Source organism: Pseudoalteromonas sp. NZS37, assembly GCF_015864265.1.
GTDB classification, from domain to species: Bacteria; Pseudomonadota; Gammaproteobacteria; order Enterobacterales; family Alteromonadaceae; genus Pseudoalteromonas; species Pseudoalteromonas arctica.
Genome location: NZ_JADYXL010000013.1, coordinates 22,014 through 41,041 on the forward strand (window position 1 = coordinate 22,014; position 19,028 = coordinate 41,041).

Sequence of the window (19,028 nt, forward strand, 5' to 3'; positions counted from 1 at the left end):
CTCTATTTGGAAATTTTGATTAATTTTATCAGATCTTTAGCCTGAGTTTTACGCTCTTTCGTAAAAGGTTTTTTACCATAGCGTACTTGGTTAAATAACTGACTAAATGTGTTTATAGATTGTGCAGAACGAGGGAATTTGTCAGCAAAAAAATGTAACTGCTGACTCGGTGTTAAATTATCGGGTGTATTTATTTTTTGTTTTTTCGCCCATGCTTTTACTTCATAAAATTCTTTAACCATAGGCGCTAATTTAGCCGGGCGTTTTGGTAAGTTTAAAAAAACAAAATAACCTACAAAACAAAAACCAGCTGTTAATAAAACCATTAATGGTACAAGCCAAATGTTTTTACTACCAAAAATTGATTTTAAAAAATCATTTTGTTTTTCTTCGTCAAAACCAAGTACCCAGCTAGACCATTGATAATCGAGATTTTCAAGTTCCAACCTTAACCAATTAATAGCGGGGAAATTACTTAAACTCACTAAACCAAAATCAAGATTACTTTTAAATTCATCATTCAGCTCTTCGTTTTGCGAAAGTGAGCCATTTAAACGCTCCGGTGCTACAACAGCGGTTGCATCAAAAATAACCCAACCTTCGTTTTGTAAATATACTTCTACCCATGCATGTGCGTCGTACTGGCGAACTGTTAGCGTATTATTATCTTGGTTTAATTCACCGCCTAAATAACCACTTACTAATCGAGCGGGTATACCTGCGGTTCTAAAAATATACGCAGCGGCGCTTGCATAATGACCACAAAATCCACGTTGGTTTTCAAATAAAAATTGATCAATTGTATTATCACCGCTCATAGGAGTGGGTGTTAACGTATAAGTAAATCCCGTACCTGCAAAGTATTGTAATAAGCTATTGTAAAAATCGCGGTCAGAGTATGTATTTTGCTTTAAGTTTTTAGCAAGTGATGATGTTTTTACATTCTTTTTATAAGCGAGGTATTTGTAGCGTTTTTCTTCAAATTCGCCAAGCGGTAAAGCTGTGAAGTTAAAGCTATTTACATCGTATTGTAAGTTTTTAGCTTGACGACTTTTTTTACGCAATAAACCTAGCGAATTACCTTCAACATTTTGTGAGTTACTACTGGAATACGCTAAACCATAGAGCCATTTTTGTGTAGCAGGCTCTGTAATAACTGAGTAGCTTGCGATAAGTTGCTCATCATTTTCGCTCTGGGTATTTGTTTTTACATTATTATATTTTAAAAAGTCAGACGTAAGCCACGCATTGCCATTAAACTCATCATGAACTATTGCTCGCCAATAATAAGGCGCTACAGGTTTTTCTTCATTAAATTTAGCTCTAAACACAAGCTCGTCAGAATTTGAAAGCTTTGCAATATCGAAAGGGTCGACTTGTTCAGAAAGCCCAGTTTTTGCAAGCTTAGGCCCAGGAAGCTGCCAAAATGCGGGCATTTTTGGTAAAAAAAGCAGTAAAAATACAGCTAAAGGAAGCGCTAAAAGTAGTAATTTACCACTTTGCTTAGAGGCTATTTTTAAATTATGTTTGGATTCGAGTAAGCCAAGTACTGCAAAGTTTAATATGTATAAACCACTTACAGTTAAAGTCGTTAAAATGCTTTGGTTAAATAAATACACCGATGAGAGTGAAAAAAACGTAAGCGTTGTAATTACATGATAGTGTTTTTTGGTTTTAGCCTGCAGCAGCTTAAATAAACTAGCAAGTAGCAGCATGGCCACAAATAAAATAACCGTATCCGACATGCCTACTGTGTAGAGCATTAAACCTAGTGACACACCTGCGAGTATATTTGCCAGCCAAGCATTTGGCTTTGGTTTATTACTCAGCGTTATGTAAAAGTTCCATGCACAAATGAGTGTAAGTACACCAACAAAAACAAGCGGTAAATGTGATACAAAAAATACAATTAAACATGCATATATAAAAGACAGCGAATAATTTATTACTTTTTCGTTTTTAATTATATCCATTACTCACCACCATTAAATGAGCACAATAACGCTAAACACTGCTGCTTATGTTGCTGTCCGGTATTTGTATTTATTGTTTTATTCGGTAGTTTTAACATAAAAGGGGTATTTTTTTCGGTTGCTTCACACACTAAAAAGCATAACTGGCTTAAACGTTGTTCTGTATCCCCATTCATTAACGTAAAATCGAAGAGCGCATTCGCTGTTTTAAAGTCTACAAACTCTTTTACTAACAACTGCTGTGTTTTTGCGTAATGCTTCCACGACACTCTTTGCAAGCCCATCTCTGGTAAATGTGGGATTAACGACTCAAACTCTTCGCTACCAGATTGTGTAGAAATACCTTTATCGGCTTGCTCATCAAGCACAGAAACATGCGCATCACTGTGTACTTGTTCAAGCGACGGGTATACAAATACATCTTCTTGTAATTGAATGTAGCTCCAAACAGTTATTAAACCAAAGGGATAGTTACTCGCTATTTTAATACGTTGCACTGAGTACTTACCGCGTGAGCTGTAGGGTAAGTTGAGTGTAAGTAACTGAGTCTTACTATCAACTTCGTCGGTATGTTTGTGAGTTTGCTCACTACCTTGATATGTTAAATTAATAGATTGGGTTACTGAAGGGCTTTGTAATTCAAATACAATACTCGGTTTTTGAGGTGCGTAACTGTTAAATGCATCTTTAAATTTAACCGTTAAGCCTTTAGCGTTACTGTAGCCCATTAATACAGCAATAATCATCACCACAAACATAAGATAAGACATTATTAAAATTAAATTATTTTGATAATTAATGCCCATTACAAAGTTTAAAATAGCCACAATTACAAAGTACCAACCTAGGGACGATGGCAATACATAAATTGTTCTGTGTTCAAGTGTAATTGAGTTTTTTAAATGCTTATTTTTTAATAACTTATTAAATACACTTCGCTTAAATGACTTAAATAAGGAAGGGCGCTTAGCTGTTTTTTTTGGCATAAAAGTTTATACCGGAACTAAAACGTTTTTTAAAATATCGTTTACTTGCGCTTCACCTGACTCATTATGCAAACCTAAACGATGCTGACACACACTTGCAAATACGGCTTGAACATCTTCTGGCATTACAAAATTACGACCATCAATAAATGCCCACGACCTAGCCGCTTTAGCAAGAGCCATACTGGCACGCGGTGATAACGAAGATGCAAAAGCGTTGCTTGTGCGTGTGTAATTAACAAGCTCTATAATGTAATCAATAACCGGGCTACTTAAAGTAATTTGGCTTATCTGGGTTTGAATTGCCGCTAACTCTTGTTGGTTAATACGCTTAGGTAACTGACTGTAATCTCGTTTTTGCATATTCAAAATTAAGCGTTTTTCGGCTTCTTTAGGTGGAAAACCTAAGCTAATACGCATTAAAAAACGGTCTAATTGCGACTCAGGTAACGGGTAAGTACCTGATTGGTAGAGCGGGTTTTGTGTTGCAATCACAAAAAATGGATTTGGCAGCGTATATTTTTTTCCATCGACTGTTACTTGTTGCTCTTCCATTGCTTCAAGCAACGCACTTTGTGTTTTAGGCCCTGCGCGGTTTATTTCATCAGCTAAAACAACTTGGCTAAAAATAGGGCCTTTATGAAACGTAAAACTGTGCTCGGTAGAGTTAAATACATTAGTACCCAGAATATCAGCAGGCAGAAGATCACTGGTAAATTGAATACGCTGATACGATAAACCTAACACAGCTGACAATGCATGAGAAAGAGTGGTTTTTCCCATACCAGGCAAATCTTCAATGAGTAAATGCCCTTCGCTAAATAAGCATGTAAGTGCCAGTTTTATTTGTTGTTGTTTACCAAATATAACACTCGAAAGATCTTCTATAATCGCAGTAACAGTACTATGCATGCTAACCTTATTATTATTCTATTATTTCAAGACGCTTCATTACAGTGTCTACTTTTTTTGTGTTGAAAGGTTTTGCAATAAAGCCTTTAGCGCCCATTTCCCACGTGTTTTGTACGTTTTCGAGACTATTGTGGCCAGAGCACATAACAACATGAGTGTGCGGGTAAGCACTATTAATGTATTCCAATATATCTGCACCGTTAGAGTCAGGTAAATCTACATCTACAAATATAACGCCTGGCGGTTTATTGTTCATAATAGGTTTAGCAGAGCTAAAATCAGCGCTTTCTAATATATCTTCAAACCCTAAGTCAGTTAAAATTTGGTTTAGATAATCACGAATTTCCTTAACGTCATCAATAATGAGGATGGGCTCTAGCGGGCGAACAAATTCCATATGTAGGTTACTTCTATTTTGAATACATCTAAGTGCTTTAATACTAAGCTAACCCCATCATAAGCTCAAGAACGTTACTTAAAAAACACTAATAAATAAACTGTTTATAGGTTTGCCCAACAACCTATTTTTAAAGGATTACCTGCTTTCATATCTTCTACTAACTTATATTTTCATTAATTGTATTGAACAATAATGACGTATATACGATAAATCCCTTAATCCTACACTTTATTTCCTCAAAATTTGATGTAACAAATTTGCTACTTAACTTATTGATTCAAAAATATTTACATATAAATTCGATTTTTTGTAAACGTTTTGTAATAAAAAATCGTTGACCTTCTAAATTCATTCTGTGATTATGCTCAGCAGATGGGCTTATGCTCACAAGTGCGATTTCATTAACTATTTAATGCTTTGCTCAGCCAGCCTCATCTATACACACTGAATTAATACCAATTTCATTAAATGAATATGCAATTTAATAAAGTTGGCATCACACACCACACTAAATAAAGAGCTTATTATGTTGAATAATAAAAAGACTAAATTTGCAATTTCTCTCATAGCGGCAGCTATGGCTACATCGGCTCCAGCACAGGCTGATATTTCTGAATATTTAGATCGCGTTGACGTAGACTTTTTACTAATGCAAAACTTTCAGTCAATTCAAGCTAAAGACGGCGCATTTCGCCCAGAAGATGAAGAACAAGAGTCAGGATTTGGCCGTATTAGAGCTAATCTAATGCTTAAATTTCATATTAACGAGTTCATCACTGCCGATATAGATATTGCAGAAGAGCCTAATGACTTTGGTGGCGAAGATCGTGACTTTTCATTTCACAACGATTTTGCAGGTGTTGAATTTGACTTACTAGGTCTTTATGGCACACCAAAAGAAAACGCAAATTTAACACTGCGTTTGGGTAATATTGGTGGCTCACCATTTCAATTTAAAGGTTTTCAAGACGGCGCAGATAACCAAAATAATGCACTTATTGGTAATGGTATTACCGATTACGCAACCGCCGAAAACGGCGCACAGCTAAGTTACAGCGAAACTTTCGATAGTGGTGTAGTACGTGCTTATAATGTTACAGGTCACATTACGACTTCTAGTTTCGGTGAAGCCTTTCAAGAAGACAGAGGTTATAACTACCGACTTCAAGGTACTCTAGAATTTGAAGGTGGCTTTAAAGCAGGCTTAAACTTATTAAAAGCGAATCAAGGCGACCAGTTACGTTTTGAAAACGGCGTAGCCAGTCTTGATGGTGTAACCACAACAAACTATCGCTTTGGCGATGGTGAAAACTATAACTTCTCAGCGTCACCTTCAAACGAGCGTGACACTCACGTTGGCGCAATGCCAGGGCTTGAGCAATCAATCATCCAGCTTAATTTAGCTTATCAACCATCTGACGAAACAAGCCTAATCTTTATGGTTGGTAAATCATCTGATGATTACACATTTGCAGATGCCGCTGGTAATGCAGTTGCCGGTATTACCTACTTTGGTACAAACGGCATAGCTGATGAAAATGGCACTACTTTTGATTCAAACAGTGTAATAGAAGGCGACTCATCGGTTGAGTACTTCGTGTTTGAAGCACAACAATATCTAATCCCTAAAAAGTTATATGTAGCGGCTCGTTATGCAGAAGCCGAAAACACTTCCGACTTAATTGAACAAACAGACAACACAGTAGAGCGTATTCAAGTAGCCGCAGGTTACTGGTTTAACGATAAAACGCTTTTAAAAGTTGAGTATGTTAACCAAGAAGAAGGTGTTAATTCGGGCGGCCAAATCGGTAAAGGATTTGACGGCTTCACTTCTGAAATATCTGTTAAATTTTAAATCATTATCCAACTAGTCTAACTATTTAAACAAAGGACCTAAAAAGGCACTTTGCGGGCAGTTTTATGCGTTAAAACTGCCATAAATAGAATTGGAAATAGATTGAAATTTAATAGCACTTGTTAAAACATAACGTGTATGGGGAATACCCGATGAAAAATAAATTAATTATGCTCGCGTGTGGCTTTATAAGCATGGGCGCTGCGGCAAAAGAAACAATTACAATAGCGACTGTTAACAATGGTGACATGATCACCATGAAAGAATTAAGCAATGACTTTACCAGCCAAAACCCTGATATAGATCTAAAATGGGTCACCCTAGAAGAAAACATTCTTCGCCAACGTGTCACTACCGATGTAGCAACAAAAGGCGGCCAATATGATGTTATGACCATAGGTACTTATGAAGTACCAATTTGGGGCAAACAAAATTGGTTAAAAGAGTTAAATAATTTAGGTGAAAATTACGATTTAGACGATTTAATCCCAGCAATCCGAAGCGGTTTAACGATTAACGACAAACTTTATGCTGCCCCATTTTATGGCGAAAGCTCAATGGTTATGTACCGCACCGATTTAATGGATAAAGCGGGGCTGACAATGCCTAAAGCCCCAACATGGGACTTTATACGCAAAGCTGCTAAAGCGATGACAGATAAAAAAGAAGGTGTTTACGGCCTTTGTTTACGTGGTAAAGCAGGTTGGGGCGAAAACGTTGCGCTTATTACATCAATGGCTAATTCGTTTGGTGCTCGTTGGTTTGATGAGAATTGGAAGCCACAGTTTAATACTCCAGAGTGGGAAAATACCCTTCAGTATTATGTCGATGTAATGAAAGAGTCAGGACCTGCTGGTTCATCTGCAAACGGGTTTAACGAAAACCTTGCACTATTCCAAACAGGAAAATGTGGTATTTGGATTGATGCAACCGTTGCAGGCGCATTTGTTACTAATAAAAAAGACTCAGAAGTTGCCGATAAAGTAGGGTTTGCACTTGCGCCAGATAATGGTCTAGGTAAACGCGGTAACTGGTTATGGTCTTGGACTTTAGCCGTACCGGCAAGCAGCAAAAAACCAGATGCCGCAATGAAATTTATTAGCTGGGCGACATCAAAAGAATACACTCAACTTGTAGCTGACAAAAAAGGTTGGGCAAAAGTACCGCCAGGTACACGTAAATCACTTTACAGTAATCAAAAGTACATGGACGCAGCACCGTTTGCGCAAATTACCTTAGATTCTATCCAATCTGCAGATCCTAAAAATCCAACCGTTAAACCGGTGCCTTATGTAGGTATTCAGTTTGTTGCTATTCCTGAGTTTCAAGGAATTGGTACAGCTGTTGGGCAACAATTTTCAGCAGCATTAACTGGCCAAATGACCGTTAAGCAAGCGCTTAGTACGTCTCAGCACCTCGTTGAGCGAACAATGCGTAAAGCTCGCTATCCTAAATAGCATGTAATGGGCGGGTAAGTACTCAAACTTACCCAATATTTTATGTCAATTCTATTTACTTGTTAGTTATAAACACTATCAAGGGTTTCTGATTTTCACTTGATAGTTAACAAGTAAATAGAATTGGCTTTTTTAAGGTCACCTTTATGGCAACAACTAACTCGCGCACGCTTGCTCGGTTTATGCTTCTTCCTAGTGTAATTTTATTACTTGCTTGGATGATAGTTCCGCTGTGTATGACACTGTATTTTTCATTTATTGATTACAACTTACTCGTTCCTGGGGATAAAGAGTTTGTAGGCTTTTTAAACTATGAATTTTTCCTGACTGATCCGGCTTTTTTTGAATCATTTTTTAACACGCTTTACTTAGTAACTGGGGTTTTACTTATCACTATTTGTGGTGGTATTGGCTTAGCTATTTTACTAGACCAAGCAATATGGGGACGAAACTATGTTCGCATTATGGTGCTAGCCCCATTTTTTGTAATGCCAACTGTGTCGGCATTGGTATGGAAAAACATGCTAATGAACCCAGTTAATGGCTTATTTGCACATTTCGCGATTTGGCTTGGCTTTGAACCTATCGACTTTTTTGCTCAAATGCCGTTATTTTCAATCATCATAATTGTGTCTTGGCAGTGGTTACCGTTTGCAGCATTAATACTACTAACAGCTATACAATCTTTAGACCGCGAGCAATTAGAAGCGGCTGATTTGGACGGAGCAGGCCCATTTAGTAAGTTTTTTTACATCGTTTTACCGCATTTATCGCGTGCTGTAACTGCGGTTATTTTAATCGAAACTATATTTTTACTGTCAATTTTTGCTGAAATATTAGTTACAACTAGTGGCGGCCCTGGTTATTCGTCGACCAATATAACGTACTTAATTTACACGCAATCACTACTTCAATTTGACGTAGGTGGCGGTTCGGCAGGGGGCATAGTTGCAGTTATTATTGCAAATATAGTCGCTATATTTTTAATGCGCTTAATTGGCAAAAACTTGGAGGGTTAATTATGACTATAAAAGATAGCCGTCGTTCCAAACTAATTTATACCATTGCTGCATGGACAATAAGCGGCATGATTTTCTTTCCAATTTTATGGACGTTAATCACCAGCTTTAAAACGGAAGCTGAAGCAATTTCAGCAAGTCCAAGCTTATATGCATTCGATTGGACACTCGAAAACTACCGCGATGTACTGTCACGTTCGCCATACTTTACCCATTTTTGGAACTCTGTGGTTATATCGCTAGGTTCAAGTTTACTGGGCTTATTAATTGCGGTACCTGCTGCTTGGTCTATGGCTTTTGTACAAACTAAAAAAACAAAGCATTTATTAATGTGGATGCTTTCAACCAAAATGTTACCGCCAGTAGGCGTACTTATTCCGATTTATTTATTGTTTCGTGACTTTGCGTTACTCGATACAAAATTAGGTTTAGTGATTGTAATGACACTCATTAACTTACCAATAATGGTATGGATGCTTTACACCTACTTTAGAGAAATACCAAACGAAATACTTGAAGCTTCACGTATGGATGGCGCAACAATTGGTGAAGAAATATTTCATGTTTTATTGCCAATAGCCTTACCAGGTATAGCCTCAACGTTATTGCTCAATGTTATTTTGTCGTGGAACGAAGCGTTTTGGACACTTATTTTAACCGCTGCAAATGCTGCACCTTTAACGGCATTTATTGCCAGTTACTCAAGCCCTGAGGGGTTATTTTACTCTAAGTTATCGGCAGCATCTGCCATGGCGATTGTGCCAATTTTAATACTTGGTTGGTTTAGTCAAAAACAATTAGTGCGTGGATTAAGTTTCGGCGCAGTAAAATAGGAGAATACACATGGGCAGCATCACACTAAAACAAGTCACTAAAAACTTTGATGAAGTTAACGTAATTAAACCGCTCGACTTAGAAATTAAAGACGGTGAGTTTATCGTTTTTGTCGGTCCATCGGGCTGTGGTAAATCTACATTACTTCGTATGATCGCAGGTCTTGAAGATACCACCAGTGGTAATATAGAAATTGATGGCATTGACGCTACAACAACACCGCCTGCAAAAAGAGGCTTAGCAATGGTGTTTCAATCCTATGCGTTATATCCGCATATGACAGTGCGTAACAATATTGCTTTTCCTTTAAAAAGAGCCAAGGTAAGCCCTGCAGAAATCGAAAGTAAAATTGCTAACGCCGCTAAAATTCTAAATTTAACTGATTATTTAGACCGAAAGCCTGGGCAATTATCGGGCGGTCAGCGCCAGCGTGTAGCGATAGGGCGCGCAATTGTTCGTCAGCCTTCGGCATTTTTATTTGACGAACCACTTTCAAATCTTGATGCGTCACTACGTGTAAATATGCGTTTAGAAATATCTGAATTACATAAAAGTTTAGCTACAACAATGATTTATGTTACACACGATCAGGTTGAAGCCATGACAATGGCAGATAGAATCGCGGTATTTAATGCCGGTATTATTGAACAAGTAGGCACACCTTTAGAGCTTTATAAAAACCCTGTAAACAAATTTGTAGCTGGTTTTATTGGTTCGCCAAAAATGAATTTTATAGATGCTCCACAAAGTGAAGATGCGAATGTTAGCTGTATTGGTATACGACCAGAGCATATAACACTCTCTACTGAGCAAGGTACTTGGACTGGAACTGTAGGTGTAATTGAGCATTTAGGATCGGAGAGCTTTTTACATATAAATATTGAAGGCAAAGGGACCGTAACAGTAAAAGCGGATGGTGATTGCCCATTAAAATATGGCGACAGTATTTACCTAAGCGCACCGGCAGATAAAGTATTAAAGTTTGATAATAACGGTTTAACTATTCGCTAAAGCCAATTTTTAATTACCTTAAATAGCACCTTTATAAGGGTGCTATTAACTAAATTCTAATTACATAATCCTATGAAACCTAGGTATTTTTTATTAAGGAATGGTATATTTACAATTATAAATAACAAAAACGTTATTGATAAATAGATATTCCAAAATTAATAAAATAATTTATATAGCAGCACATATAATTAAAATTATGTAATGAAAATAAGGATTTAGTTTTCCTTATATTTTAAGAGGTTTACGTGGTAAAGCTATCAAATACAGAAATTAGAAAGCTAGATGATGCAGCCAGAGCAGGGTGGTTATATTATGTTGGCGGTAACACACAAGATGAAATTGCTAAAAAGCTAAATATATCTCGTCAATCTGCACAAAGAATGGTCGCATTATCTGTGAGCCAAGGTCTAATTAAAGTTAGACTTGACCACCCGATTGCTAAATGTATGGACTTGGCCGAAAAATTAAAAAGCCGTTTTGGGTTAGATTCGTGTGAAGTTGTACCGAGCGATCCATCTGAACCATCGTCCACGCTTGGTTTGGCTCAAGCTGGCGCGGCTGAAATAGAACGTCATTTAAAATCAGAACAACCCAAAGTACTTGCTATGGGAACCGGTCGAGTTTTACGTTCATGTGTAGATGAGCTAAGAACTGTTGATTGTCCGCAACATAAAATTGTAGCAATGCTAGGTAATATGGCTTTGGATGGATCGGCTTCACCTTATGATGTTGTAGTAAGAATGGCCGAACACACCAATGCAAAACATTACCCAATGCCATTGCCAGTTTTACCAAGAAGTATTGAAGAAAAAGAACAGTTACATGCACAACAAAATATTACCGGTAATTTAAAACTCGCTAAAGATGCCGATGTAACATTTGTGGGTATTGGTAGCTTAGGTGAAAAGTCGCCATTACATATAGATGGTTTTATTGATGCGCAAGAACTTAAAGAGTTACAAGATCTTGGTGCCGTTGGTGAAATGATTAGTTGGGTGTTTGATAAAAACGGTAAGCTTTTAGATTGCACAGTTAATCAGCGTGTAGCAAGTACGCCATTAAAAACAAATGCTAACAAACAGATTTATGCGATAGCTGCTGGTGAAGAAAAAGTGTTAGCCATTTTGGGCGCAGTAAGGTCAAACATGATCAGCGGATTAATTACTAACGAATATACAGCTGAGCGTTTATTAAGTATTGATTAAACAAATTGATAAATAAAGTATCTGTATTAGTAATACCTGTTATTGTAATAAAATCACTTAATGTCCGATACCGTCTAGTATTGGACATAGTAAGGGTGCATTTAAGCGCTCTTTCTATATATGCATTAATTACCCATAATTTATATTATGTTAAATAGCGTAAATAAATACATAACGAAGTTACTCACCTTCATTAATCAATGTATAAAAGCCCTTTTTGGTATAAAATAGGAAATTCTGGAATGTATATTAAGGATAATCTATATGGGTAAAAGTAAAAACTATACGGTGATTACAATCGTATCTATATCGACAGTAGTATCTTCCATATTTATCTTATTTTTCTTCTATAGATTCAATTTCAATTTAAATACGCCTATAAAAAATTGGATCGATACCGCTACATATTTTAATAATCTATTGTCACCACTTTTTCTTTTTGTCACTATTATGCTCTTATATTGGACTTGGCGTGATACAAAAAATGGATTAGAACTTCAAAGACAAGATTCTTTATATAATTCAACCATTGGTATATTTTCTCGATATGTGAATGATTATTTCATTAAGCTTGAAAAACCTTTAAGTGATGAGCCAGAATTATGTCATTGGGAAATTGGTAAAAGCTTGCAGTTAATTGGAGGGTCTTACCTTGCTTATGCAGAAAGTAACGAGAATTTAAGTGAAGATGACTTTGAGTTTATTAATAGAATTACATTCTTGGAACTCGTTCATAAAAGCACAGCTAGCCCTAGTGTTTTTGCTACGTATATATTTCAGCTTTACAGTGAGCTTTCTGATGATGCCCATAAAAAAGGCTATTTACTTAATTTATATGGGAAATTAGGGATAGAAATGTTAATTGCTATTTTTTTGATAAAAATACATGTTAAAAGAACTCTCGAAGGTATAACTTCAGATACTAAAGCGGTAGATTTAGAAATCAATTTTTTAAAAAAAGCGGCACTAATTGCTCATTCACAAGATAATTTAGAGTCAAAATTATTTAGTGATGAACTAATAATTAAGTACTTTAATGATAATTAAACATAAAGGTAATAATTTAAATGTTGGTGGAAATTTAAAATTATCATCATCTAGATTAGTGAATTAATTATACAGAGAAATAAATACAGGAAGCTCACTGCCCTAACCTCATATAATGCCCTAACCTCATATAATTTTAATTAATACATTTAATCTTAATAGTATTTTATAACAAGCTGTTAAGCTGAAATTTGATTCAGTGTATGAACTATCTCTAGAGTTGTAAAGGCACCTACTTTAATTCCGGCTTTTTATAATAGTAGTGATGACGAAGGAAGTTTAAAATAGGTTGAAGCAACCTCATTATGTTAAATTGGTGGTTTTTAAAAAAAAGCAGCATAATGTGCTTCAATACTCTATGTAACGCCTTTATTTTTGAGTGTTTATTACTCATTAATATTTGAAATTAACGCGTGTACCTACTTTTAAATATACCGTTTAATAATTATAACAACAAAACGGTATATTTATTCAATGCGTTAATCTAATAAACTAAAGTAATTACTATTTGAATCAGTGATGTAAAACGTTAACATTAAAACATTTTATCATTCATATATTCACTAATAAGATCAGACACTTTATCTGGATGTTCATCAACAACCCAATGAGCGGCTCTATCTATCCAAATCAATGATGAATTTGGAATTGCTTCTTCTAACATTGGTGCATACTTTGGCTTTTGAAACTTGTCTTCTTTACCCCATATTATGAGTGTTTCATGAGGTAAGCTTTTAAGATCGCCTGTAATAGCTTCGGTATATTCTTTATTGAGCCTGCGCATGTTACTAAATAAAGCGGCTTTTCCTTTTTCATTACTCCATGGTGCTAAGTATATTTTCATCAACTCTTCAGTCATTACGCTCGAATCGTAAACACCTTTGGGCATGAAATCTCTTAATGTATCCACAAATTCAGCTACAGTTGTTTTTTCTTCTACACCTGGTTCTAGCAAAGGTTCAAATTCTGGTATTGGCCAAGAATCAAAACATACACTATCAATTAAAACCAACCCGTTTACTTTATCCGGATGATTTACAGCCATTAATTGAGCAACACCACCACCAATATCATGTGCAGCAATATTAACTTTAGAAATACCGAGTTCTTCCATAAACTTACACATTATTCTACATTGCGCATTTATAGATACATCAGTGTTACTTAGCATATCTGATTCACCAAAGTTAAGTAAATCTGGTGCTATTACTCGATATTTTGATGCAAGTTTTGGCATCACATTTCGCCATAAAAATTTATTAGTCGGAATACCATGTATCAATAATAAAGGTGTTCCTTGTCCCATTTCTTGATAAGCAATTTGATGACCTTCTACTGTAACGTACTGTGTCTTGTTCATAATTTTGCCTCTTTAACTTTAAAAATTATAATATTTAGTAAACTATAAAATTAGAATATAGCCTTATAAAGCAAATTCCGTCCCAATATGAGTATTTATTAGTTTTTAAAAAATCTTAATGTTTTAAAAGTTAAACCCTTGCGATACGTGGGCTCTAGGCTAAATAAATTTACTGACTTTATAATATTACAGCGTTTAACAATTGTGTTTATCAAACCGCTTTAAGAAGTGTGAAACGATGACTTGAATACATGCAACAATTACAAAAGCGAAGTTTGTAATACTTTGAAGGAATAATTTGAAGTAATTATTCTTATTAAAGGACTTTTACAAATTTAAATAAATTAAAGGTTCATATACACAAAAGCACTAATAAATATTAGTGCTTTCAAAAGTTATAATTTAATTTTTTAGTAAGCTATAAATAAAAAATAGTTAACCGCCCTACTGTTTCTATTTATCATTCCAAGAAAGATCTAATATTTTCTATTAATACACTTTGCTTAACTGGCTTCAATAACAGACCGTTAAACCCAAGCTTCACATACTTGTTATCACTATTTTCGTTTTCACTAAATGTATGAGCGATAATTTTTGTTGCTGATGCGTCAGCATGCTTTCTTATTTTTAGCATTGCGTCGGTACCTGTAAATTGCGGCATTACTATATCCATTAAAATAATATCGTAAATATTTTGAGAAACCATAAGTAGTGCCTCTATAGCACTTGATGCAAAATCTATTAAAATATTTTCTTCGTTAAGCATTTTCCTAATTACTATTTCTATTAGCAAGTCATCATCTACTAAAAGCAGTCGTTTAGTTTTATTTATTGGCGTTACTTTAAACTCGATAACTTCAGTCATATTTTCAATAGTGTTTTTCATTTTTTACCTCATTACTGTTCCAGTAATATACGCTAACTTATAACGACTTATCTTTTAAAATGCGTGTTATTTGGTTTATTAATACACCTTGTTTTACTGGTTTTAATAGCATGTCATCAAAGCCCTGGTTAACGTATTTTGAATCTGTATCGGGTGTCGATGTATGCGCAATTATTTTAGTTTTCAAATTGTCACTGTGTTTTTTAATTTTTAACATAGCGTCAGTTCCCGACAATTCTGGCATTACTATGTCCATTAAAATAATGTCGTAACTGTTTTGCGATACCATCAACATTGCTTCTATTGCACTGCGCGCGTAATCTATTTTAATATTCTCATTTTTTAGCATTGCTCTAATTACAATCTCAACAAGAGGATCGTCATCAACCAGTAATAGCGTGTTTTGGTGTTTGTTAGTTACTAAATCAGTATTTGTTAACGAGCTACTTGGTGCTTCTTGCTCGTTGTCTTTACCCTTACCTTGTTTGGTTGCTATGTTTACCAACATAGAAAGTGATATCGTTGATTTATTCGCGTTACTACTTACAGTTATCGCTTTACCACCTAACATTTTAAATATTGAAATAAAAAACTTTAACTCTAATGACACGTCTTTATCATCTATAAAGCGCGTTATATCATCACCCGATATACTTTTAAGCTCAGTTATAAAGTTACTACTGTCGATCAAATTACTTAATGAAAAATCGAGGTGTAAGTAATTACGTTTACTTTCATTTTTAATCTGAGCGTTAATTGAAAGCGTTGTATTATTTGATGAATCCAAAACCTCAGTCACTAACTGAATAACCAATTGAGAAATTAACTTTTCATCGCTTGCGACCGTTAATTCAGGCGTAATATTATTTTTAAGAACGATTCTTTTATTTTCAGCCTCTTTAGCTAAAATCGATATATTATTATTGATCATTTGATTTAGGTTTACGTTTTTGGCCTGAAGCTTTAACTTACCTATCTCTGATTTATTTATATTTACGAGCTGTTGAATCACACTTTCAAGCTGGTCGCACACATCAGAAATATTCCCCACATTGTTTTTAAATTCGTTAAAGCTTATTGGATCTTTAGATATTTCAATTAATGACTTTAAAGATGATAAAGGCGTTTTCAACTGACGGCTAAGCCTTGTAACAAATTTTTCTTTTAATTGATTTGTCTGTTTTGATTTTTCGAGAACATCAGCGAGTAAACATTCTTTTTGATGTGCCTCTGTATCATCTCTAAAGTAGCAAACGAAACCATTAAAATCTGTATGTCTTTGTAATACAGTTATCCACTTCCCGTCTGTAAAACCTATATCTATTAATTGGTTACGATCATCATCAAGCTTATGATGTTCATGGTAATGATTTATAATATTATGCTGCTGCGCAATACTTATCAGCTGGCTATACGATAGCTGACTGTTTTGTTTATTCACCTGTGCAAATAAAAGATTAAAAGCATTGTTGGTAATCACAGGAAATTCGTGGCTATTAAAAATAGCAAACCCATGCGGCAGTGCATCCAGAGAACTTGAAAAAAGCTCCTCTCTATTGAGTATTAACTGATTTTTTTGTTTTATTTCACTGTGTAAACGCCTTGGCAAACGTAAAAAATAATACACAAACGCGAATACACAAAAAGAGATTAACCCTAATCTAATTAAACTGTATTTAGTTATTTGTGGTCGTACTATTTTATTCATTGGTTGCACATGCAAGCGCCAAGTAGGTGGAAAACGACTGCTTAAAGCGCTAATACTATTTTTAATTATACTCGGGTTTACTTCTCCTTGTTTTCCTAAAGTAAACTGTGGTGTTGCTATAAAAACGTTATAATTTTCAGTGTTTAATTTGCCAATAACGGCTTTTAAAAACTTACTTAAATCAAATGCTGTAAGAGTATAAATAGAGCCTTGTTTTATTTTTATTTCAGAAATTAAGAAGGCCGTATCAGCAACCGTAAATACTTCTACTGCTTGTTTATTTGCTCTTTTATTGAATTTTTCTAACCAGTTTGTAAACCCATACGCGGCTAAATCAAAATTATTTTTTGACCAAAGTGCAAGCTGGTTATACTCAGAATCAAACACAACATACCCTTTATAAGTTAAACTTTGTGAAACCTGACTCTGTACTAAATTATTAAGTTGTTCTTTTGTATAGCTATTTTGGCTTTGTAAAAAACCTGCGATAACTAAATCTTTTTGCGATATATATAATCCTTGATTATCAAATCGCTCTAAAGCATTAAATAACGTTTTACGTAATTGCTGAGTTTGTTCATTGTAATTACTTTGCAGCTCCTTTTTTTCTATAGTATAAAGAAGTAATGCAGTGAATGAGCATAATACTAATGCAATTAAGAATGCGACGGGCGCTAAACTAAATACATGAATATACTTTTCCCCATAATTCTTTTTCTCAGGATTAGTACTTTGATTACTTACTGAATCTGAATTTTTATTTAACTGTGTCTGCAATAATTGAGCAAATGAAATAAACTGATCTTTTTGTGAACCTATTAATGTTTTAGGTGCTAAATCGGCCATCAGCACTACGCCTATCAATTTATTAGTGACACTATAAATTGGATATTGTGCATAAAAACGAATTAATTTGTGAGTGTTGTTTGATACATCATCAAAAAAAGTATCTTCAAATAAATATAGTTTTTCTTGTGTGCAGCGTTGTTGATAGCTTAATAACTCATTTTCGACGCTTTCTTTATCGTTGCAGGTTATTAACTGCTCTGAATAAACTTCTCTAAAATCGATAAATTTAACAATTGCAACGTCATAAAACTGTTTTAGTAGCGTTAGCGTTTCTTTAATTTCTGTTGATATTTCATCAGTTGGTGTATCTGCTAAATTAGCATGTGAGGTAAATATATTTGAGGCGTTCATTGACGTTCTCCTTCCCCTTTTGGGGGAGTATGTATCCACGTTGTACTGTTTTGGCCGCTATGTACGGGCAGTAAAACTTTAAATGGTGGTGTTAAGCTACTAAGTGCAGGTTCGCCTGTGGTGATATTAATTACTTGTTCTGCATTAACTAAATTAAGTGATGTTTTGCAATATGTAATGCCTGGCTCAATTCCTATTAAGCTCAGTGTTTCACTAATGATAAGGTTATTTACTAAATCGATCCCGACCAGCTCAAATGTAGTTTGTAAAATAGTGAAGACGAGTGTCTCTACAATGTTTTCATCTTCTTCTAAGCGTGTACCTTCTGGGCAGCATATTGTACCAAGCTCTATATCAACGTTTGTGCCTATACCTACTAATGAAAGCGCATTAAGGGCTGTATTTAAAAGCGGTTCTACCTGAGGTAAATATAAATCAAGTATGTCACCTTGCGATTCGTACCCTGTTTGGCATGTATCACACGATTGCGATAAACCTTGATCGCTTGTACCTAAAAGTGGATTTCCTAAAGCTGTTACTCCAACTAAACAACTGCTGTCGGCCGGTTGTTTATCTATTTCAAAGCTTTCACAAGGTGAGCCTGTTACTACTTTTTGCGATACATAACGAGATAGAATTTGTTCACTATTAGCAGGGCATTGTTGTGGCGTACTTTTTAATAACTGACCAATAACGGTGTTACCTAACTGCCCTATTGCATAATTTGGACCTTGCTGCAGCGCATTTATATAACTTACATTACCGGTATTATTTAACTTGCTGACACCTTGGCTGTCGGTTGCTTCATCGCTTAAGCCCTTTAAACACGGGTTACCTTGGCAATTTGGAGCATCGTAATAAACAGCTTCTCGCGAGGTAAACCTATCATCTCTTATGCCTATTAATGCCCTGTACGTGTTGTTTGCTCCACGATCTGTATAAAAAATGAGTGGTGCTTGATGCTCATCAAAACTTACTGCAATACCGAGTGGTCTATTATTAGCATCAACGACAGTAATTTGATTATCTACCTTAGTTTGGTGGCGCTTAATAAGGGCATCCCTTACTAAAATCACCCCACCAATTGAGCCAATAATTAAAATAGTTATAATTAATATAAGCTCAATAGTAAGTATGTACCCTTGTTGATAATGCTTTTTCATATCAGGCTC

At 35.2% G+C, this 19,028-nt stretch carries 15 protein-coding genes; 7 read left to right on the plus strand and 8 right to left on the minus strand.

The window, feature by feature from the left end; translation table 11 throughout:
* Positions 1-2 precede the first annotated feature (2 nt).
* The 4 genes from I6F47_RS18435 to I6F47_RS18450 are packed head-to-tail and all read right to left on the minus strand — an operon-like array spanning position 3 to position 4,268.
* Positions 3-1,973, minus strand: coding sequence for a transglutaminase family protein (locus I6F47_RS18435; RefSeq protein ID WP_197184323.1), 1,971 nt, complete (start codon positions 1,971-1,973; stop codon positions 3-5).
* On the minus strand, positions 1,973-2,959 hold the full coding sequence (locus tag I6F47_RS18440) for a DUF58 domain-containing protein (RefSeq protein WP_197103551.1): 987 nt from the start codon (positions 2,957-2,959) through the stop codon (positions 1,973-1,975). The genes I6F47_RS18435 and I6F47_RS18440 overlap by 1 nt, the downstream gene beginning before the upstream one ends.
* Positions 2,960-2,965: 6 nt before the next feature.
* A complete protein-coding gene (locus I6F47_RS18445) occupies positions 2,966-3,871 on the minus strand; it encodes an AAA family ATPase (protein ID WP_197184324.1) in 906 nt (301 codons plus the stop codon).
* Positions 3,872-3,884: 13 nt separating this feature from the next.
* On the minus strand, positions 3,885-4,268 hold the full coding sequence (locus I6F47_RS18450) for a response regulator (RefSeq protein WP_007582739.1): 384 nt from the start codon (positions 4,266-4,268) through the stop codon (positions 3,885-3,887).
* A gap of 529 nt (positions 4,269-4,797) precedes the next feature.
* On the opposite strand from I6F47_RS18450, the gene I6F47_RS18455 reads away from it, so the two are divergent.
* The 7 genes from I6F47_RS18455 to I6F47_RS18485 all read left to right on the plus strand — a co-directional run bounded on the left by I6F47_RS18455 (position 4,798) and on the right by I6F47_RS18485 (position 12,702).
* Entirely contained in the window at positions 4,798-6,126 is a 1,329-nt protein-coding gene (locus I6F47_RS18455; protein WP_197184325.1) for a hypothetical protein, read from the plus strand.
* A gap of 152 nt (positions 6,127-6,278) precedes the next feature.
* A complete protein-coding gene (locus I6F47_RS18460; RefSeq protein ID WP_197184326.1) occupies positions 6,279-7,583 on the plus strand; it encodes an ABC transporter substrate-binding protein in 1,305 nt (434 codons plus the stop codon).
* Between the two features lie 146 nt (positions 7,584-7,729).
* Positions 7,730-8,602, plus strand: a complete 873-nt coding sequence (locus tag I6F47_RS18465; protein WP_002960879.1) for a carbohydrate ABC transporter permease — start codon at positions 7,730-7,732, stop codon at positions 8,600-8,602.
* Positions 8,603-8,604: 2 nt separating this feature from the next.
* Positions 8,605-9,435, plus strand: a complete 831-nt coding sequence (locus I6F47_RS18470) for a carbohydrate ABC transporter permease (protein WP_197184327.1) — start codon at positions 8,605-8,607, stop codon at positions 9,433-9,435.
* 10 nt (positions 9,436-9,445) lie between these two features.
* Positions 9,446-10,447 (plus strand): ABC transporter ATP-binding protein, encoded by a 1,002-nt coding sequence (locus I6F47_RS18475; RefSeq protein ID WP_197184328.1) that lies wholly within the window; start codon positions 9,446-9,448, stop codon positions 10,445-10,447.
* A 248-nt stretch (positions 10,448-10,695) separates the two neighbouring features.
* Entirely contained in the window at positions 10,696-11,655 is a 960-nt protein-coding gene (locus I6F47_RS18480) for a sugar-binding transcriptional regulator (protein WP_002960874.1), read from the plus strand.
* A gap of 264 nt (positions 11,656-11,919) precedes the next feature.
* Positions 11,920-12,702: a hypothetical protein gene (locus I6F47_RS18485; RefSeq protein WP_169043645.1), complete on the plus strand. Its 783-nt coding sequence runs from the start codon at positions 11,920-11,922 to the stop codon at positions 12,700-12,702.
* Between the two features lie 535 nt (positions 12,703-13,237).
* Here I6F47_RS18485 and I6F47_RS18490 read toward each other — a convergent pair.
* The 4 genes from I6F47_RS18490 to I6F47_RS18505 form a co-directional block, all read right to left on the minus strand.
* Complete coding sequence (locus I6F47_RS18490) at positions 13,238-14,062, minus strand: alpha/beta fold hydrolase (RefSeq protein ID WP_197184329.1); 825 nt, start codon at positions 14,060-14,062, stop codon at positions 13,238-13,240.
* A 460-nt stretch (positions 14,063-14,522) separates the two neighbouring features.
* Entirely contained in the window at positions 14,523-14,948 is a 426-nt protein-coding gene (locus I6F47_RS18495; RefSeq protein ID WP_024589369.1) for a response regulator, read from the minus strand.
* A 37-nt stretch (positions 14,949-14,985) separates the two neighbouring features.
* Positions 14,986-17,856 (minus strand): ATP-binding response regulator, encoded by a 2,871-nt coding sequence (locus I6F47_RS18500; RefSeq protein WP_197184330.1) that lies wholly within the window; start codon positions 17,854-17,856, stop codon positions 14,986-14,988.
* Positions 17,853-19,019 (minus strand): hypothetical protein, encoded by a 1,167-nt coding sequence (locus tag I6F47_RS18505; protein WP_024589371.1) that lies wholly within the window; start codon positions 19,017-19,019, stop codon positions 17,853-17,855. Before I6F47_RS18505 ends, I6F47_RS18500 begins: the two co-directional genes overlap by 4 nt.
* Positions 19,020-19,028: the final 9 nt, after the last annotated feature.